The following is an 18,364-nucleotide window of genomic DNA, read 5'->3' as shown; positions in this document are numbered from 1 at the left end:
CCGCGCGCGCCGGACCGGCCACCGGTGGCCACCAGCAAAGTTACGGGCCGTCCGGCGCGGCCGCGATGGACATGATCCGGGGATCGTGGTGATTTCCGTCGACCCTGGCCCGGAACTCCCCCGGGGTCATCCCGGTCTCCCGGCGGAAGAACCGGCAGAAGTACGCCGGGTCCACGAAGCCCGCCTCCTTCGCGACCTGACGGATCGTCAAATCCGTGCAGGCGAGCAGACGTTTGGCCTCCAGGGTCTGCTGGTGGCGGATCAGCCCGCCGGGGGTGCGGCCGGTGGCCTGCTTCACCAGGGTCTGCAGGTGCCCCGGGGAGACGCCGAGTTCCTGCGCGGTGGAGGCCACCGAGTGCCGAACCCCGCCCGGCCGGGCGATCAACCGGGTGAAGGCGGCCGCCACTTCGGCCGGGCGACTGGGCACCGCCGGGCGGTCGGCCGGGGCGCAGGCGCGCAGTGCCCTGACGATCAGGATGTGCAGACTGGCCCGCAGCACCCCCTGGTAGCCGGGCGCTCTGGTCCGGTACTCGTGCTCCATGTCGGTGAGCAGCGCGTCGATCGCGTCGGCCTGCTCGCCGAGCGCGAGGGCGGGGCGGGTGGCCAGGGCCCGCAGGGCGGCGAGGTCCTGGGGGTGGCCGAGCAGGAAGTCCTCGTTGAACAGGACGACCCGGCCGGCCAGTTCCTCGGTGTCCGCCCAGTAGTGCACCTGGCCGGGCGTGATCACGCACAACTGCGGTGGCGCCAGCGGCCGGTGGACGAGGTCCAGGGCGTGGGCGCCGTGGCCGCCGGTGACGTGGACGATCTCGTAGAACGAGTGCCGGTGCGGGAATCCGGCCCGGGACAGCGGGCCGATCGCGTCGAAACTGCCGACGGCGAAGGGGAGCAGGTGCGGCAGCGGGACCTGTAACCGGTGCAACGGCAGGTCCGGCGTGGTTCGGGGGGTGGGGGTGGTCCGTCGCACATCCATCGGAGCAGTGTGCGACCTGTTCCGGCGACAGGTCCAGACCATCTGTCGCCGTTTTCGAGAACCGGTCCAGACCACTGGTGGTCCAGGGCGGTCGGGAGCGGAACGCCCGGGCGGGCCGCGACCCCGGTCCCGAGCCGGAGCACCGGGGCGCCCGCGGGCGCCCCGGTCGTACCGGCGGCACGTGTTACACCGGCGGCCAGGGGATCGCGGGCCAGTCCTCGGGCGGCAGCGGGTGCCGGCCGGAGCCGCGCAGTCCGGCCACCCGGGCCCGGGTGGCGTCCAGTTCGGCCGCCGTCAGGTGCGGGGCGAGCCGCTCGGCCAGCTCCCCGTCCAGCTGCTCGGCCAGCCGGGCCAGCACCTCCAGCGCCTCGGCGGGCAGCGGGTCCCCGGCCCAACCCCAGAGCAGGGTGCGCAGCTTGTCCTCGGTGTTGAAGGTGACGCCGTGGTCGATGCCGTACACCCGGCCGTCGGCGGCCGGGATCAGGTGGCCGCCCTTGCGGTCGGCGTTGTTGAGCACCGCGTCCAGGACGGCGAGCCGGCGCAGCCGCCGGTCGTCGTGGTGCACCAGCAGGGCCGTCCGCCCGCCCTCGACCTCGGCCCGGACGATCGGCAGCCAGCCCGCCTCCGGGCCGCGCGGGTCCTGCAGCGCCAGCAGCGGCTCGGCCCCCGGGTCCGGCTCGACCCACAGCTGCACCATGCCGACCCCGTGCGGGCCCTCGCGCAGCACGGTGGGCGGGATCAGCTCCCAGCCGGTCGCGGCGGACAGCTCGTACGCGGCGACCTCGCGCCCGGCCAGCGTGCCGTCGGGGAAGTCCCACAGCGGGCGTTCACCGGCCACCGGCTTGTAGACGGCCTGCGCGCTGAGCGAGCCGTGCGCCACCGTGCAGTACAGCGCGGCGTTGGAGGCGTCGGTGAGCCGGCCGTGCACGGTCAGCTCGCCCTGGCGCAGCAGCGCGAGGGCGGTGGGCGCGTCGGCGGCCAGCGCGGCGGCGGCCGACGGGTCGGCCTGCGGCGGAGTGTCGGTGTTCAGCGCCGGTAGCCGTTCGCGCGCGGGCACAGGTGGCCCTCCGGGTCGAGCGGAAGGTTGCAGAACGGGCAGGGCTTGCGGCCGGCCGCGACCAGGTCCAGCGCGCGCTTGGCGAAGACCCTGGCCATCGCGCCGGACAGCCGCACCCGCAGCATGTCCGGGCCGTTCTCGTCGTCGACGAAGACCGCCTCGGCGGCCTCCTCCTCGTCCTCCTCGACCAGCGCCTGCGCCTCGACCACCAGGCAGGCCTCCACGCTGTCCCAGGCCAGGGCCATGGTGCCGACCCGGAACTCCTGCTCCAGCGGGAGGTCCAGCGGGGCGGTGTCGAGCAGGTCCTTCGGGGCGGCGGCCGGGATGGCGGCGTCCCCGCCGCTGCGCCGCAGCGCCTCGTCCAGGACCTCCTCGATGCGCTCGGCGAGCGCGGCGACCTGGGTCTTCTCCAGCAGCACGCTGGTGATCCGGCCCCGGGCGCTGGCCTGGAGGTAGAACGCCCGGGCACCGGGCTGGCCGACGGTGCCGGCCACGAACCGCTCGGGCTGGTCGTAGAAGAAGACCTGACGGGGCACGCTCTCGCTCCGGATCGTGTCGGTCGGCGCGGTTCCACAGGGGCGGATCGCGGCCGGATGGACTCATCAGTCACCCTACGACCTTCGGGCTCCGGCCGGGGAGCCGAGCCGTCGGCCGCGGGCGGGGTGGCACCCGGGGAAGCGAACGGTGCCGCCCGGACGGCGCCTCCCCGGGCGGCCCGTCCGCGGCGCGGGTCAGACGGTGCCGCCGACCACCGCGTCGCCGGCCGGGGTGGCCCCGGCCGGGTGGGGCCTGGGAGCGAGCGAGGCGAGGTCGCCGGTGTCGCCCATCCTCAGCACGAAGGGCCGTTGGGGGGTGTAGCGGATCGCGGTGACCGAACAGGGCTCGACGCTGATCCGCTGGAAGTGGTCCAGGTGCAGCCCGAGCGCGTCGGCCACCACGGCCTTGATCACGTCCCCGTGCGAGCAGGCGACCCAGACCGCGTCCTCGCCGTGCTCGGCGGCGATCTTCCGGTTCCACTCGCGCACCGCGTCCACCGTGCGGTGGCTCAGCGCGCGCAGCGACTCCCCACCGGGGAAGGCGGCCGCCGCGGCGTGGTCCTGCACCGTACGCCAGAGCGGCTCCTCGGCCAGCTCGGCCAGCGGCCGGCCGGTCCAGTCGCCGTAGTGGCACTCCCCCAGCCGCTCGTCCTCGGCCGCCGGGCCCAGCTCGGGGCGGACCGCCAGCAGTGGCTCCAGCGTCTGCCGGCAGCGCTCCAACGGGCTGCTGACCGCCTGCACCAGCGGGATGCCGGCCAGCCGGCCGGCGAGCGCGGCGGCCTGCGCACGACCGGTGTCGTCGAGGTCCACGCCGGGCGTCCAACCGGCCAGGATCCCGGCGGTGTTCGCGGTGGAGCGGCCGTGACGGACGAGCAGCAGCGTGGGCATGGGGTCAGCCTACGGCCTCCGGGCCCCGCGATGGGCCCCGCTCTCCCCTCCGGACGTCCCGCCCGGTGGGCCGAGTTGCCCCGGCTCCGTGCCGGACGTCCCCGGCCGGGTGACAATGGCCCCCATGATCGTCCACTGCGCCGCCTACCACGACGGCCACCGGATCGAGGCCCCCGAGGATCCCGCCGGCGCGCTCGCCGCCGCCCGCGCGGCCGGGCCGGGCGGCTTCGTCTGGATAGGCCTGTTCGAGCCCACCGCCGAGGAACTCGGCCGCGTGGGCAAGGAGTTCACGCTGCACCCGCTGGCCGTCGAGGACGCCGTCAGCGCCCACCAGCGCCCCAAGATGGAGGCCTACCAGGGCTCGCTGTTCGTCGCCCTGAAGACGCTCGGCTACCACTCCGGCGGGCACGTCGTCACGGTCGGCGAGGTGATGGTCTTCCTCGGGTCGGACTTCGTGATGACCGTCCGGCACGGCGAGGACAGCCCGCTCAGCGGCCTGCGGGCCACCCTGGAACAGGATTCCGGGCAACTGCGCTACGGGCCCAGCTCGGTGCTGCACCAGGTCTGCGACACCATCGTGGACGGCTACATGGACGTGGCGTCCGCGCTCCAGTCCGACCTGGACGAGCTGGAGGCGGACATCTTCTCCCCCGGCCGGGTCGGCCGGGACACCGCCGGCCGGATCTACGGCTACAAGCGCCAGGTGATGTCCGTACGCCGGGCCGTCGGCCCGCTGGTGGAGCCGATGCTGGCCCTGGAGCGCGACACCCGCTTCGTCCGCCCCGAGGCCGCGCCCTACCTGCGGGACGTCGCCGACCACGTGGCCCGGGTGAACGACCAGGTGGAGGGCATGGACCGGCTGCTGTCCGACATCCTGAACGCCAACCTGGCGCAGGTCAGCGTCCAGCAGAACAACGACATGCGGAAGATCTCGGCCTGGGCGGCGCTGGCCGCCGTGCCGACGATGATCGCGGGCATCTACGGGATGAACTTCGAGCACATGCCCGAGCTGCACCAGGTCTGGGGGTACCCGGCGGTGCTGGTGCTGATGCTGGTGGTCTGCCTGGTGCTGCACCGGGTGTTCAAGCGGCACGACTGGCTGTAGTGCCGCCCGCCCACCGGCCGCCCAGGCCCGACCGGTGGGGCCGGTCAGGCCAGGCCGGCGCGCTCCAGCGCCTCGACACCGGTGCGCAGCGCCCGGATCCGCTCGTCCAGGGTGAAGCCGGACGGGGCCAGGGTGAGCGTGGTGACGCCGGCGTCGGCGTAGGCCTGCATCCGGGCGGCGATCCGGGCGGTGTCGCCGATCAGCGAGGTGGCGTCGATCAGGTCGTGCGGGACGGCGGCCGCGGCGCCCGCGTAGTCCCTGGCCAGGTACTTCTCCTGGACCTCGTCGGCGGCCTGCTCGTAGCCCATCCGCCGGGCGAGCTGGTTGTAGAAGTTCTTCTCCTTGCTGCCCATGCCGCCGATGTAGAGCGCGGCGTAGGAGCGCAGGCCGTCGACCCCGGCCTTGATGTCCTCGCCGACGGCGAGGTTCACCGTCGGGCAGAGGTCGAAGCCCTCCAGCGTCTTCCCGGCCTTGGCGCGGCCCGCCGTCAGCGGGTCGAGGGAGAGCGCGGAGTGCTCGGGCGAGAAGAAGATGCCGAGCCAGCCGTCGGCGATCTCGCCGGTCAGCTCCAGGTTCTTCGGGCCGATCGCGGCGATGTACAGCGGGATGTGCTCGCGCACCGGGTGCACGGTGAGCTTGATCGGCTTGCCGGGGCCGCCGGGCAGCGGCAGTGTCCAGTTGGCGCCCTCGTGCACCAGGCGCTCGCGGGACATCGCCTTGCGGATGATCTCCACGTACTCGCGGGTGCGGGCGAGCGGCTTGTCGAACTTCACGCCGTACCAGCCCTCGGACACCTGCGGGCCGGAGACGCCGAGGCCGAGCCGGAACCGGCCGCCGGACAGGGTGTCCAGGGTGGCGGCGGTCATCGCCGTCATCGCCGGGGTACGGGCCGGGATCTGGAAGATGGCCGAGCCGACGTCGATCCGCTCGGTCTTCGCGGCGACGAAGCTGAGCACCGTCGCGGCGTCCGAGCCGTACGCCTCCGCCGCCCAGCAGACGGAGTAACCGAGCCGGTCCGCCTCCTGGGCCACGGCGATGTTGTCGGCGTCCATACCGAGTCCCCAGTAGCCGAGGTTGATCCCGAGTCGCATCTGCCGCACCTTCCAGTGGGTTGGGGTTGTGGCGAGGGTAACCGCGCCCGCGCCGGACATGCTACTGACGGGTAGGGGTGGTCTGGGTCACAGTCGCGCGGGTTCGTGCCGCAGTGATCGTTCTGCGGGTCTGCACCCCTGTCCGGGTACCGGCCGCTACGCTCAGCCGGGGTGGGGCGCACTCTCCCCACCTGCGCGTTTGCACGGCTGCCGGGCCTCCCGGGGCCACCGGCCAGTGAAGGGCCCGTCCGATGGAAAAGCGTCACCTCGGCCGTACCGGCCTGCAGGTCTCCCGGCTCGGCCTCGGCACCATGACCTGGGGCCGGGACACCGACGAGCAGGAGGCCGCGGAGCAGCTCAAGGAGTTCGTCGACGCCGGCGGCAACCTGGTCGACACCGCCGACGTGTACGCGGACGGCGGCGCGGAGTACCTGATCTCCCGGCTCACCGACAACCTGATCCCGCGCTCCGAACTCGTCATCGCCACCAAGGCCGGCAGCGCCCCCGAGTCCGCCCGCCGCTTCGACGGCTCGCGCGGCCACCTGCTCGCCGCCCTGGACGCCTCGCTGCGCCGGCTCGGCACCGACCACGTCGACCTGTGGCAGGTGCACTCCTTCGACCCTGGCACCCCGGTCGAGGAGACGCTCAGCGCCCTCGACATCGCCGTCTCCTCCGGGCGCGCCCGCTACGTCGGGGTCTGCGACTTCAGCGGCTGGCAGCTCGCCAAGGCCGCCACCTGGCAGTACGCCCACCACGGACGGGTGCCGCTGGCCGGGGCGCAGCTGGAGTACTCGCTGCTCCAGCGCGGCATCGAGCGGGAGGCCCTGCCCGCCGCGCGGGACGCCGGGGTCGGGGTGCTGGCCGGCTCGCCGCTCGGGCGCGGCGTGCTCACCGGCAAGTACCGGCACGGCATCCCGCAGGACTCGCGCGGCGCCTCGCCGTACCTGACCGGGTTCGTCCAGCCCTACCTCGGCGAACGCTCACGGCGGATCGTGGACGCCCTCGCCACCGCCGCCGACGGCCTCGCCAGCACCCCGCTGGAGGTCGCGCTGGCCTGGGTCCGGGACCGGCCCGGGGTCGCGAGCGCCCTGGTCGGGGCCCGGACGGTGGTCCAGCTGCAGGCGGCGCTGTCGGTGGAGGCGCTTACGCTTCCGGATGAGATCCGTGGCGCGCTGGACGACATCTCGTCGCCGGTGCACCACTACCCGGACCAGGGGTGGACCGAGCTGTGACCCCAGGCCCGGGTTGTCGAGCAGAACCTGCAGTGGAGTGACCTTTGGAGCGGACGACGATGACTGACACGGGGAACGGCGCTCCGGAGGTGACCGACGGGGCCCAGCTGACCCCGGAGGAGAAGGCCGCGAAGGTCGCCGAGGTGGCACGGCGGATGCGGGAGATCGCCGCCCAGGGGCCCACGCCCGGGGCTACGGTCCTGGGGGCCCCGGCCGCACGGATCCCCGCGCCGCAGGCGTCGGGGCCGCAGACGCCGGGGCCCGCGGAGGAAGGGCCCACCGCCTCGGGACCCGCCGCGTCCGGACCTGCCGCATCGGGACCGCAGGCTCCCGCAGTGGCCGCCCCGGCCGCCCCGGTGCCCGAGCGGCAGCACGGCGACGCGCTGCGCGCCACCGCCGAGGTGCTGGCCGCCGGCGGCGCCCCGGCCGAGCTGGCGGCCGCCGCCGTGGCCGCGCTCGGCGAGGAGGCCCCGGAGCGGCTGCGCGACGACCCGTGGGCGGTGCTGGGCCTGCCCGGCGTCCGGCCCGAGCACGCGGACGGCTTCGCCCAGAAGCTGCTCGGCCCCGAAGCCGCCCCGGGCGACGAGCGCCGCGCCCGGGCACTGGTGCCGTGGCTGCTGGAGCAGGCGGCACTGCGCGGGCACTCGGCCCTGGAACTGCCCGAGGTCGCGGCCGGGCTCACCCGGCTCCGGATGCCCGACCCGGCCGCCGCGATCCAGGCCGCCGTCGCGGACGGGCGGGTGCTGCCCTTCCAGGAGGAGCTGACCGGCGCCGAGGCGCACGCGGCGGGCGGCGACGAGGACGAGGTGCCGACCCGGACGCTGCTCGCGCTGGAGGGGCTGGCGATGGCCGAGGACAGCCTCGCCGAGAAGCTGCTCCAGCTGATGGCCACCTTCGTGCCGGGCGAGGACCCGCAGGAGGCCGGGGACTCCGAGGAGACCGAGGAGACCGAGGGGGCCGAGGAGACCGAGGACGGGGACGGCGAAGCGGCCGTCCCCGCCGAGGACTCCGCCGAGCAGCCCCCCGTCGACCCCGGCCCGACCGCCTGGGCGGCCGCCGCCGGGGCCGCGCCGTCCTCCTCCGCGACCGCCCTGGTCAAGGCGGTCGCGGAACACGCCCTGGTGCTGCACACCGGCGGCGAGGCGGCCCGCGCCGAGCCGGCCGCGCTGGTCACCACCGCCCGCGGCCTCGGGCTGCGGGCCTGGGCCGCCACCTGGACCGACCAGGGCCGGGACTCGCTCGCCGCACTCGCCGGCCCGGGCGCCGGCGGCGAGGCCCCCGTGGTCACCCTCGCCGACCTGCTCTCCGGTGCCGCCGGCCCCGGCCGCGCCCCGGACGGCACGCTCGCCCTCGACCTGCTGGTCGTGCTGGACGCCCCGCTGCTGGACGTCGAACTGGCCGCCACCGTCCTGGAGTCGCTGGCCGACGGCACCCGACTGGTGCTCAGCGGCGACCCGGGCCAGCTCTGGTCGGCCGGCCCCGGCCGGTTCTTCGCCGACCTGCTGGCCGCCAAGGCCTGCCCGGCGGTCGCCTCCCGCACCCCGGACTTCGGCCCGATCGGCGAGCTGGTCTCCGGTGTCGGCATCGGCGAGCTCCAGCCGGTCGAGGCGCCGGACAAGGAGGTGGTCATCCTGACCGCCAAGGACGCCGGCGAGGCCGTCCACCGGGCCGTCCAGCTGCTCACCGACTCCATCCCGCGCGCGCTGGGCATCCCGGTCGAGCAGGTGGTGCTGCTCACCCCGGGCCACGGCGGCCCGGCCGGCACCCGCGCGCTGAACGCCGCCGCCAAGGCCAGGCTCAACCCCGGCCCCGGCCGGTTCGGCGGCTTCGACCCGGGTGACCGGGTCGTCGACTCCCCCGCCCCCGGCGTCACCCGCCCGGCCCGGGTGCTGGACGGCGACGCCACCGGTCTGCACCTGGAGTACGCGGACGGCTCGCGCCGGACCGTCCCGCCCGCCGAGGCCGCCCGGCTGCGGCACGGCTGGGCGCTGACCGTCCACCAGGCCCTCGGCCGGCGCTGGCCGGGCGCGGTGGTGGTGCTCCCGGAGGACGCCGCCCCCGCCCTCACCCGGCAGTGGGTCTACACCGCCTTCGGCCGCGGCGAGCGGCACCTGTCCGTGGTGCACGCGGCGGGCCCGGCGCTTGCCCAGGCCGTCGCCGAGCGTCAGGCGCAGCCGCGCACCACCCGCCTGCGGGCGGTCCTCGCCGAGAACACCGCGGCCTCGGAGTACTGAGGCGCGACGCACGACGGGCGGGCCCCGGTGATCCCGGGCCCGCCCGTCGGCCGTCTTCCGGACGGCGTCAGTCGTCCGAGTCCTCGTCGTCGTAGACCTCGCTCACGTCGAACCGGCAGATCAGCAGCTGCGGATCGGCGTGCTCGAAGGGTTCCGGCAGCCACTCGCCCGGCTCGGTCGGCTCGGCGGCCGCGACCCAGAGCGTCGAGTCGGCCTCCTCCAGGCCGAACTCCTCGCTGCGGGCCGCGATCTCGTCGGGCTCGTACTCGCCGAACAGCACGCCGATCGCGGCGTTCACCCCGCCCGCGCCGGCCCCGCCCGGGGTCAGCGACTCGTCCAGCCGCTCGGCCTGGGCACGCAGCCGCTTGGGATCGACGACGTGGTAGTCGCGGCGGATCAACACGCTGATCGCCTCGGGCTGTTCGGGGCCGTGATACCCGCCGGGGCCCTCGTCCCCCGGGATCTCGAAGGGCGTGACCTCGTCGTAGGCCTCGTACAGGAGCTGGTCGTAGGCGATGGCCGCCGTCGCGAGCTGCTCGTAGGCGGCGGAGACGGCGGGATCATCGGCTGCGTTGGGGCTTGACACCGCTTCCAGATGACGGTCGATGGCGGCCTTGACCGCCTCAGCGGCGGCGCGTACCTCGGCAATGGTGGGCTGCGCGGCATCAGACATGGTGCAGACGCTATCTCCCCGCGACGCCGGTACGCACAGCGGTTGTCATCTACACCCGCGATTTCACCGCAACTTCCCCCCTGATGTCCGATCCATGGCGTTTCGTCCTCGCACGGCACCGGCGCGAAACGGGCGCGGAGGGCGCGCACCGGGCCCGCCGGGGCCGTCCGGATGCCGCTTCGCGCGCCGGGATCGGGGTATCCCCTCCACGGCGGCAACGGGACTGATCCACTGTCAGTCGACGGGCCCGGGTGGCACCCCTTCGGGCCGCCGCTCCCCCGCGGGAGGACGGCCGGAAACACCCGGGCCGCCCGTCCGGGGCAGGCCGTAGGCTTGCCCTTCAGGTGATCCCCAGGAGGAGCGTTTTGATCCCACGGAAGCCGGTCCGGCAGCCGGAGTACGAGTACCAGTCCCTGCGCATGCCGCGCGGCACCACGCGCAACGCGGCGCGCCAACTGCTCACCGAGCACGCCGAGTACGGGCACTGGGAGCTCGACCGGCTCAGGCTGTTCCCCGACGGCAGCCGGACGGTCCGACTGAAGCGGCGGATCATCCGGCAGGTCCGGAGCTGGTGACCGGCGGGGCACCGCGCCCCCTGGCGGAACCCACACCGGGGTTTCACGCACCCGCGGCCGCCCGTTCACCCGGCGCCCGCGGGTGTGCCGTTCCCACGGCCGGTGCACCCGGCCCTGGTTCGGCGCATGCCGCAGGGCCCGTCCTCGGACTCGCCCCGAGGGCGTGAGTCCGAGGACGGGCCCCGATCCCCGACCGAGCGCGTCAGCGGGCGCCGGCGCGGGCCCGGCGGTAGAGCACGCCGCCGCCGAGCAGCAGCGCGAGACCGGCGGCCCCGAGCAGCTCGACGTTCCCGGCGCCGGTGGAGGCCAGCTGAGCGGCCGGAGCCGCGGCGGGCGCCGCGACGGCGGTCTCGGCGGCGGTGTCCGGAGCGCCGGTGCGCGCGACGTTCGGCACCTCCTCGGCGGAGACCTGCGGCGGGGTCGGGCAGGCCTCGGCGCAGCCCTCGGCCGGCGGGGCCGGGGTGACCGCGACGGCCTGCTCGACGTTGGCGCACTCGTTGCCGAAGGCCGGGTTGCCGACGCCGGCCACGTTCGCCGAGTTGCCGCAGGCGTTGACCGGGACGTCGACCGGCGCCTGGACGCTGTTGCCGGAGAGCACGCCCGGCGAGTTGGCGGCGACACCCGAGGCACTCGCACCCGGCACCGTGGCGGCGTCCGGGATGCCGGCGGTACCCGGGATGCCCGTGGTGCCGGGGACTCCGGTGGTGCCGGGAATCCCGCTCGTACCCGGAACCCCACTGGTGCCGGGGATCCCGCTGGTGCCCGGAATCCCGGTGGGGCCGGAACCGCCGGTGCCGCTGCCGGTCTGGCCGCCGCCGGTGGCGCCCGAGCCGCCGGGCAGGCCGCCCTGCGAGGGCTTGGACGCCTGGTGGCCCCCACCGCCGTTGACGTTGGCGCAGTGGTTGCCGAAGGACGGGTTCAGCAGGCCGACCACGTCGAGCGTGTTGCCGCAGGCGTTGATCGGCACCTCGATCGGCACCTGCACCGAGTTGCCCGAGACGACGCCTGCCGAACCGGCGGCGACCCCCTGTGCCTCGGTTCCCCCCGCGTAGGCGTAGCCGGCGGTCGAGGCCAGCACACTGCCGGTGGCCACGGCCGTGAGGATCCCCTTCTTGGCTACATTCCTCATGTTTTCCCCTGACATTTCGAGACGACGTGTCGACCTTGACGTGAACCTTCAAAAAAGTCGGAATTTCGATGGATCCGTAAATCACGCAAGGGCTTCGACTGCACACGAGTTAACGAGGGGCCAACGGGGAGGTTGAGTCGAACGAATCGGCTTCACCCGATCGAGCGATTGTGTCGGGCCCCGTGTATCCGTCGGGGACGCGAACGCCCCCGGTGCGGCGCGTCCACCGCCCGGGGGCCGGATCGAGTCGACTCAACAGGCCTCGCCGGCCCGGAGGTCGACTCAGACGTTGGCGCAGTAGTTGCCGAACGCCGGGTTCAGCAGCCCGACGACGTTGATGGTGTTGCCGCAGACGTTGACCGGGATGTGCACCGGGACCTGGATCTGGTTGCCGGACAGGACACCCGGGGAACCGGCGGCCACACCCTCGGCGCTGGCGTGAGCCGACGCGACGCCGGCGGCGGCGAGCACCAGGCCACCGGTGGCGGCGGTGACAGCGGCGATCTTCTTGACCTTCATCATTCCTCCTGTATGGACAACGCAACCCGTTCGGCGGGCTGCACAGGGATGAACGACGCTGCGGCAAACGGGGTACGGAACGGATCTCCCATTCACCCGCAACGGTGAGGTCTCGCACAAATGATCAGCTTGGAATTCCCAGCAGAATCGCTTCTGTCGATCTTCTGCTTCCCGTCCCACAATCATCAGCTCCGACAATGCGGTCGGCCCGCTCCCGAAGCTCCGGGAACGGGCCGACCCAGTCGCCTGATCAGGCCTCCGGCAGTGCCGTCAGCAGGGCATCCGGCACGCGCTCAGCAGGCGTCGATGAAGCGGTCCAGCACCCGGGCGCCGAACTTCAGGCCGTCCACCGGCACCCGCTCGTCCACCCCGTGGAACATCCCGGCGAAGTCCAGCTCCGGCGGCAGCTGGAGCGGCGCGAAGCCGAAGCAGCGGATGCCCAGGTCCTGGAAGGACTTGGCGTCCGTCCCGCCCGACAGGCAGTACGGCACCGCGCGGGCGATCGGGTCCTCGGCGCGCAGCGCGGTCTGCATCGCCTCGACGAGCGCACCGTCGAAGCCGGTCTCGATCGCCTTGTCCGAGTGCAGGCTCTCGCGCTTCACGCGCGGACCGAGCACGCTGTCCAGCTCGGCCAGGAACTCCTCCTCGTAGCCGGGCAGGAAGCGCCCGTCCACGTGCGCGGTGGCCTGACCGGGGATCACGTTCACCTTGTAGCCCGCGCCGAGCATGGTCGGCTGGGCGGTGTTGCGCAGCGTGGTGCCGATCATCTTGGCGATGCCGCCGAGCACGCGCAGCGTCTCGTCCATGTTCTCCGGGTCCAGCTCGACCCCGAGCGCGTCCGACAGCTCGTCCAGGAAAGCCCGGACGGTCTTGGTGATCCGCAGCGGGAACTGGTGCCGGCCGAGCCGGGCGACCGCCTCGCACAGCTCGGTGATCGCGTTGTCGTCGTTCTCCATCGAGCCGTGGCCGGCCCGGCCCTCGACCGTCAGGCGCATCCAGTGCATTCCCTTCTCGGCCGTCTCCACCAGGTAGAGGCGGACCTGGTCGTTGACCGTGAAGGAGAAGCCGCCGACCTCGCCGATCGCCTCGGTCACGCCCTCGAACAGCCCCGGGTGCTTGTCCACCAGGAAGCGCGCCCCGTAGGTGCCGCCGGCCTCCTCGTCGGCGAGGAAGGCCAGCACGATGTCGCGCGGGGGCTTGCGCCCGGTGCGCAGCCGGTCGCGGATGACCGCCAGGGTCATCGCGTCCATGTCCTTCATGTCGACCGCGCCGCGCCCCCAGACGCAGCCGTCCGCGATCTCGCCGCCGAACGGGTCGTACGTCCAGTCCGCGGCGTTGGCCGGCACCACGTCGGTGTGGCCGTGGATCAGCAGGCCCGGACGGGAGCGGTCCTCGCCCTCGATCCGGACCACGGTGGAGGCCCGCCCCTTGGCCGACTCGAAGATCTTCGGCTCCAGCCCGAACTCGGCGAGCTGTTCGGCCACGTACTCGGCGGCCTTCCGCTCGCCCGGCCCGGAGCCGTCCCCGTAGTTGCTGGTGTCGATCCGGATCAGATCGCGACAGATCTCGGCGACCTCCGACTCAGCCGTCACCTTCGGGGCCGCCGACTCGCTCCGCTCGCTCACGGTCACTCCTCGTCTTGGGCCCGCACCGACGCACCAGCGCGCCACCCCCGGGACCTGCACCCGGGCCGTACGAGCACGTCCGCCCATCCTCCCCCAGCCCCCGATCCCGATCCAGCCCCCGCACGTTCCCGAAACCCCCTGGTCACGCCCCCGCCACACGCCTCCCCTTGCCCCCGCCACCGGCCCTGCCGGTCCTCCGGGAACCGTTTTGGGACCCCAAGCCGATCTTTGCTACAGTTACATCTGTCAGCGCGACGGACGAGAGATCGGAAGCCGCGAGGACGACACCCGGTCCGGGTGGCGGAATGGCAGACGCGCTAGCTTGAGGTGCTAGTGCCCTTTATCGGGCGTGGGGGTTCAAGTCCCCCCTCGGACACCGGCAGAGACCCTTGTTTATCAAGGGTTTTTTGCTTTTTTAGGCACTCGCGTGACCAACGGCGTGACCAACAGAGATGATCTTGGTCAGACCAGGGTCGCGAGACCAATGCGGCTGGCACTCGAAGCGGCCAGCTTGATGGCGCCCTCGGGGCGCCGACGCCCGTACCGGGCCATTGTGTAGCCCGGCGAGTGGTGCCGTGCGTTGGCGGAGACCTCTACCGGGTTCTCCTTGTTGTCGAGGTCGTTCGTGATCTTCGATCCTCGCCAATCGTGCAGCCGGAAGTCCTCCGGCAGGTTCATCCGAGCCCTCGCCGTCCGCCACCGAGCGGACACCTTCTCCGGGTCCTGCGGCCCACCGGCCTTGGCAGCCTTCTGGAGCTTGAACCCGTCCCTGGCGAATACGAGCCCGTGATCAACCCACGCGGTCCCGAGAAGGGCCCTCTCCGCATCCTGCCGGGCCTTCTGCCACTTGAGGACGTTCAACAAGGCCTGATCAACGTAGATCACTGCATCGTCGTCACCGTCCTTCGTGAGCTTCCGCAGCCGGTACGAGTTGCCTTCCTCGACCACCACCCACCGGAGCTTGATGGCTCCCGTGTCCCAATCGATAAGGTCCCACATCCATCCCAGCACCTCGCTTCGACGGCACGAGGTTGCCGCGTAGGAGGTCCACAGCGGGGCGTCCCGAAGGCAGTGATGGGTGAGGCCGGCATCACAGGCCCGGTTACCACAGGGCTTCCATATCTCACCGAGGAAGTGAGCCGTCTCCGCGTCATTCAGAGTCGGGAAGGTGGGCTCCGCGGCTTTGATCTGCCGCTCGGTCGGAGGGTTCGCCGTGTGGGCCGGGTTGGCCTTCAACAGCTTCCGAGGACCGGTGACGGTCTCGAAGGCCGCCGAGATCGCGTTGTGGATGTGGCGGACGCTCTTCGGCCCCAGTGGCTTCCCGCCGTTCGTCGGGCTGGGGGTCGTCTCCAGCATCCGATAGAAGTCGTTCAGCCGATCATCGGTGACTTCCACCACCTTCACGGAGCCAAGATGCGGCTTGATGTGCAGTCGCACCTTCGGCTCATACCCCTGCTTCGTGGTGTCCTCGCCTCGGTGCTGCTTCAGCCACCGGTCCATGAGCTGTCCCATGGTCATGTCCGATCGAGGGGTGAGGTCTCCTTCGTCAAAGTCAGCGATCCACTTGCTGAGCGCCTTCTCGGCCTCGGTCTTGTTCTTGTAGTCCCGGCCTATCCAGTACCGATCCTTCCGGCCGGTGGCGGGGTTGAAGTGGTGGGGCGTACGGACACCCCAGGTGTTCGGTCGGCCCTTGCGGGGGATCTCCACTGGAGTCCCCCCGAGCCCGTTACCGCGCTTTGCCACTGCCTCTACTACCCCTCTCGTTCTTTCTTCCACTCGACAAGCAGAGCTGACGCCTTGTCCGTCAGCTGCTTCCCGTCCCACAGATCGAGTGCCCTGGCTCGCTTCACTCGCTCCGACAGGGTTGCCTTGCCGATCCCCAGACGGTCCGCAAGGGACTGCTGAGGCGCCGTGGTTCCCGTCGCCCTCATTCGAACCAGCTCAGCCACCAGGAGGACGTAGTCCAGTTCGGTCCGGCAGCGCGCCGGCACCGGCCACGGCTCGTCCGACTCCCGACTCTGCCCCTGCGCCAGCACGGCACGGGCCTGGGCCTTGATCTCCGCCAGCGGGATCTGCCGCAGCAGGCTGGCGGGGATACCGTCCGTCTCCCGCGCCTGAGCAACCCGGTCGGCTACACCGGATGCCGCGCCAACGGACAGGCTGATGGTCAGCTTGGACGGTCCGACGAACGGCTCGCCGCCGGCCGGAAGCCGGGCTTCCACGCGCCAAGGCCCGTAATCGGCCTGCCACACCAGCTCGCCGCCGACGTCCATCCGCACGTGCGGCTCGCTCGTTCCTGAGGTCATGCCATGACCTTAGATCATCTTGAACTCACTGCCGTAAGTTCGCCTATGTGGCGCACGTCACTCTTCTGAACATGTCGCATCTCGTTCACTTCCCTGGGCGCCCGCGCCAAGGGGCCGCCCGCAGGGGCGGCCCCTTCCTCTGTCAGAGGCTGTCGAGCCACGTCTCCAGGTCGACAGGCCGGCAGCGGAGCTGGTTGCCCACCCTCTTGAAAGGGATGCGCTGCTGGCGCCAGTTGCCATAGACCCACGACCGCGGCTTCCGCAGAAAGGAGGCCACGTCATCCACGCTCAGCATCCGGTCCAACTTACTCCTCCTCCGCTTCATCCTGAGGAGAGGCCTCGCCCATCTCCAGGTCCCAGTAACCGGCCGCCATGGCCTGCGCCAGGTCCGCCGGCACGCCGCTACTCACTGCCGCCCGGTAGACCGCCCCGGAGAACTCTGCGACCAAGACGGCGGTCTCGGCGCGCTGCACCAGGAGGGCCTTGCCGAACTGGTCCTCCAGGCCGGCCAGCAGCTCGGTGAAGTTCTCGTTCTCGCTCTTCTCGCTCATTCGCAGTCCCTTACTCCGAGGTTCTCAGCACACAGCCAGCACAGGCCGGCCTCACCGTCATCGATGTCAAAGAGCCCGTGCGAATCGTAGTTCTGACACCATTCGCAGTCTTGTAGCTCCAGGTCGGATTCTTCGATCAGTGCTTGCTCCCTTCCTTGTCGAGCACGCTTCCCCAGCTCCTTTCTCCGATCTCGCCTTCGGCCGGCACCTGGACGCCGCGGACGGTGAATCCCATGATTTCGGCGGCCTGCTTGGTCAGTTCCTCGGCCCGTTCTCTCGGGAACGAAAAAACGATCTCGTCATGAATCACGAGTCGAATCCAGGGGGTGAACCCAGCCTTATGCAGTTCCAGAACTCCTCGGACAGTAATATCCCGGCTCCCGCTCTGCACAAAATAGTTCTGGGCCGCGTATGCACGCCCACGGTCGACGGGCAGCCTCCGGCCGGTGACGGTAAAAATGTGACCGAACTTGCGGGCCTTCTCTGAGAGCTTTTCGGCCAGCTCGCCGACCCGGGCATAGGTCGAGTTGAAGGCGTCGAGCGTCCTCTTAGCGACCGTCTGACTGATGCCGGCCTGTTGGGCCAGGGCCCTGGGCCCTCCGCCGAATACCGTCAGGAAATTAGCCATCTTCCCGACCTTCCGAGACACCTCAGCAGCATCAGCCGTGATCTGGTGCAGGTCTTTTTCATGCTCGAATGCGTCGATCATGACTGGATCACCAGACTCCGCTGCCAGAAACCGGAGTTCCATATTGGCGTAGTCAATGGAGACGGTGACATGGCCTTCTTCCGCCAGAAACATATGCCGCACGTACCCGTCTCCGGCGGGGAATGTCTGCGCCGCGATGCTGCCGGAAATTGACATGCGTGCCGTCCTGGCACCGACGGAATTGATCGAGGCGTGCACCCGCCCTTGCGAATCCCGCCCCTTCAATGCATTTTCAAACCAGGTGGCCCGCCACTTTCCGGCCTTCGACGCCTTCTTGACTGCCTCGGCAAGAGGGTGCCCGATGCTGTCCAGGACTTCCGCATCCATGGCAAGGTTCCCCTTGCCGGTCCTCTTCGTCAGCTTGAAGCCGAACCCCTGGAAGGCTTCGATGAGCTGCTGATTCGAGTTGACGTTTTCTACGCCGAAGCTGCGGGCAACCGCCTCCCACTTCTCTTCCTCGGCCAGCAGCTCCGCTATTCGAGCCTTGGCATACTCCTCGTCCACCAGGTAACCGGTCCGTTCGACCAGCGCCATGACGAAGGCCAAGCGGTGTTCCCAGCCGAAAAGCCCCTTGCGTTTCGACCGGAGCGGGATCAACGGGTAAAGGATGTGGAATAGCCGATAGGCGAGAACGGGGTCCATGCCCGCGTAGAGGAGGTATTCCTCATCGAACGTCCAGACCCGAGACCAGATCTCCTCCTTCTTGACCCGGTAGCGTTTGGCGATTTGGGTCATGGAGCCCTTGACCTTGGTAGCCAGCTCGGCCGAGATGTAGTACTTGGTCAACTCCTCCAGCTTCAGGCCGGGTCCGTGCTCCTTGACGGCCCGAGGATCAACAAGGTGGGCAGAAATCTTGGTGCAGAGAAGTCGCGGGGCCAGTTCCTCCAGAGTGACCCCAAATGCGACCTCGGCCACGTGTGCATCGAAATTGGCGTTGTGGGCGATGACCCGGCGAGCTGTCCGCAGAGCCCAGGCAGCAGCCTCAGCGAACTCCGGGTCGATCTCAACCGGGAGCACCCAGGACTCCACGGCGTTTCCGAACTGGGCGAGCCGACACCGGAACTCCCGATCCCAGTCCCACCAGTTGAGGCCGGTGGTCTCGGTGTCGTACCCCAGAACTGGGTTGGCGTGAACGAAGTCGATGAATTCCCAGAGATCCATGAC

18 protein-coding genes and 1 tRNA gene are annotated in these 18,364 nt (G+C 71.3%); 5 read left to right on the top strand and 14 right to left on the bottom strand.

Translation table 11 applies throughout. The features are described from left to right. Nucleotides 1-40: 40 nt before the first annotated feature. The 4 genes from ACIQ87_RS11055 to ACIQ87_RS11040 all read right to left on the bottom strand — a co-directional run bounded on the left by ACIQ87_RS11055 (nucleotide 41) and on the right by ACIQ87_RS11040 (nucleotide 3,451). Nucleotides 41-919, bottom strand: a complete 879-nt coding sequence (locus ACIQ87_RS11055) for an AraC family transcriptional regulator (protein ID WP_402404788.1) — start codon at nucleotides 917-919, stop codon at nucleotides 41-43. Nucleotides 920-1,154: 235 nt separating this feature from the next. Then, nucleotides 1,155-1,952, bottom strand: coding sequence for an SCO1664 family protein (locus ACIQ87_RS11050; RefSeq protein ID WP_402405139.1), 798 nt, complete (start codon nucleotides 1,950-1,952; stop codon nucleotides 1,155-1,157). Between the two features lie 44 nt (nucleotides 1,953-1,996). Further along, nucleotides 1,997-2,563 carry a DUF3090 domain-containing protein gene (locus tag ACIQ87_RS11045; protein ID WP_402404786.1) on the bottom strand — a complete coding sequence of 189 codons (567 nt, stop codon included), beginning with the start codon at nucleotides 2,561-2,563 and terminating at the stop codon, nucleotides 1,997-1,999. Between the two features lie 195 nt (nucleotides 2,564-2,758). Then, nucleotides 2,759-3,451, bottom strand: coding sequence for an MSMEG_4193 family putative phosphomutase (locus ACIQ87_RS11040; RefSeq protein ID WP_402404783.1), 693 nt, complete (start codon nucleotides 3,449-3,451; stop codon nucleotides 2,759-2,761). A gap of 124 nt (nucleotides 3,452-3,575) precedes the next feature. On the opposite strand from ACIQ87_RS11040, the gene ACIQ87_RS11035 reads away from it, so the two are divergent. Beyond that, entirely contained in the window at nucleotides 3,576-4,556 is a 981-nt protein-coding gene (locus tag ACIQ87_RS11035) for a magnesium and cobalt transport protein CorA (RefSeq protein ID WP_402404780.1), read from the top strand. A 44-nt stretch (nucleotides 4,557-4,600) separates the two neighbouring features. Here ACIQ87_RS11035 and ACIQ87_RS11030 read toward each other — a convergent pair whose 3' ends face one another. Further along, entirely contained in the window at nucleotides 4,601-5,647 is a 1,047-nt protein-coding gene (locus tag ACIQ87_RS11030; RefSeq protein ID WP_402404777.1) for an LLM class F420-dependent oxidoreductase, read from the bottom strand. Nucleotides 5,648-5,898: 251 nt separating this feature from the next. Between ACIQ87_RS11030 and ACIQ87_RS11025 the strand changes: the two genes are divergently transcribed. After that, entirely contained in the window at nucleotides 5,899-6,879 is a 981-nt protein-coding gene (locus ACIQ87_RS11025; RefSeq protein ID WP_402404774.1) for an aldo/keto reductase, read from the top strand. Between the two features lie 59 nt (nucleotides 6,880-6,938). Further along, the gene (locus tag ACIQ87_RS11020; RefSeq protein ID WP_402404771.1) at nucleotides 6,939-9,113 is read left to right on the top strand and encodes a helix-hairpin-helix domain-containing protein; all 2,175 of its coding nucleotides are present in this window, start codon (nucleotides 6,939-6,941) and stop codon (nucleotides 9,111-9,113) included. A 67-nt stretch (nucleotides 9,114-9,180) separates the two neighbouring features. Here the strand turns inward: ACIQ87_RS11020 and ACIQ87_RS11015 are convergent, their stop codons facing one another. Continuing rightward, nucleotides 9,181-9,786 (bottom strand): hypothetical protein, encoded by a 606-nt coding sequence (locus ACIQ87_RS11015; RefSeq protein ID WP_402404768.1) that lies wholly within the window; start codon nucleotides 9,784-9,786, stop codon nucleotides 9,181-9,183. A 368-nt stretch (nucleotides 9,787-10,154) separates the two neighbouring features. On the opposite strand from ACIQ87_RS11015, the gene ACIQ87_RS11010 reads away from it, so the two are divergent. Then, the gene (locus ACIQ87_RS11010; RefSeq protein ID WP_360261758.1) at nucleotides 10,155-10,361 is read left to right on the top strand and encodes a DUF5703 family protein; all 207 of its coding nucleotides are present in this window, start codon (nucleotides 10,155-10,157) and stop codon (nucleotides 10,359-10,361) included. A 202-nt stretch (nucleotides 10,362-10,563) separates the two neighbouring features. Here the strand turns inward: ACIQ87_RS11010 and ACIQ87_RS11005 are convergent, their stop codons facing one another. From ACIQ87_RS11005 to ACIQ87_RS10995, 3 genes are all read right to left on the bottom strand, one after another. Next, nucleotides 10,564-11,490 (bottom strand): chaplin, encoded by a 927-nt coding sequence (locus tag ACIQ87_RS11005; RefSeq protein WP_402404765.1) that lies wholly within the window; start codon nucleotides 11,488-11,490, stop codon nucleotides 10,564-10,566. Nucleotides 11,491-11,772: 282 nt separating this feature from the next. After that, nucleotides 11,773-12,012, bottom strand: coding sequence for a chaplin (locus ACIQ87_RS11000; RefSeq protein ID WP_402404762.1), 240 nt, complete (start codon nucleotides 12,010-12,012; stop codon nucleotides 11,773-11,775). A 290-nt stretch (nucleotides 12,013-12,302) separates the two neighbouring features. Beyond that, the gene (locus tag ACIQ87_RS10995) at nucleotides 12,303-13,634 is read right to left on the bottom strand and encodes a M20/M25/M40 family metallo-hydrolase (RefSeq protein ID WP_392914098.1); all 1,332 of its coding nucleotides are present in this window, start codon (nucleotides 13,632-13,634) and stop codon (nucleotides 12,303-12,305) included. Nucleotides 13,635-13,925: 291 nt separating this feature from the next. Here ACIQ87_RS10995 and ACIQ87_RS10990 point away from each other — a divergent pair. Next, nucleotides 13,926-14,010 (top strand) — tRNA-Leu (locus tag ACIQ87_RS10990). An 86-nt stretch (nucleotides 14,011-14,096) separates the two neighbouring features. Here ACIQ87_RS10990 and ACIQ87_RS10985 read toward each other — a convergent pair. From ACIQ87_RS10985 to ACIQ87_RS10965, 5 genes are all read right to left on the bottom strand, one after another. Further along, complete coding sequence (locus tag ACIQ87_RS10985) at nucleotides 14,097-15,341, bottom strand: tyrosine-type recombinase/integrase (protein WP_402404759.1); 1,245 nt, start codon at nucleotides 15,339-15,341, stop codon at nucleotides 14,097-14,099. 44 nt (nucleotides 15,342-15,385) lie between these two features. Beyond that, nucleotides 15,386-15,940, bottom strand: coding sequence for a helix-turn-helix domain-containing protein (locus ACIQ87_RS10980; RefSeq protein WP_402404756.1), 555 nt, complete (start codon nucleotides 15,938-15,940; stop codon nucleotides 15,386-15,388). Between the two features lie 142 nt (nucleotides 15,941-16,082). Then, on the bottom strand, nucleotides 16,083-16,235 hold the full coding sequence (locus ACIQ87_RS10975; RefSeq protein ID WP_402405136.1) for a helix-turn-helix domain-containing protein: 153 nt from the start codon (nucleotides 16,233-16,235) through the stop codon (nucleotides 16,083-16,085). Nucleotides 16,236-16,245: 10 nt separating this feature from the next. After that, nucleotides 16,246-16,491: a hypothetical protein gene (locus ACIQ87_RS10970; protein ID WP_402404753.1), complete on the bottom strand. Its 246-nt coding sequence runs from the start codon at nucleotides 16,489-16,491 to the stop codon at nucleotides 16,246-16,248. A 136-nt stretch (nucleotides 16,492-16,627) separates the two neighbouring features. Continuing rightward, nucleotides 16,628-18,361, bottom strand: coding sequence for a DNA polymerase (locus ACIQ87_RS10965; protein WP_402404750.1), 1,734 nt, complete (start codon nucleotides 18,359-18,361; stop codon nucleotides 16,628-16,630). Nucleotides 18,362-18,364: the final 3 nt, after the last annotated feature.

It is taken from the genome of Kitasatospora sp. NPDC096204 (genome assembly GCF_044763205.1).
Taxonomy (GTDB): Bacteria; Actinomycetota; Actinomycetes; order Streptomycetales; family Streptomycetaceae; genus Kitasatospora.
This window is presented reverse-complemented; position numbering and strand designations above follow the sequence as displayed.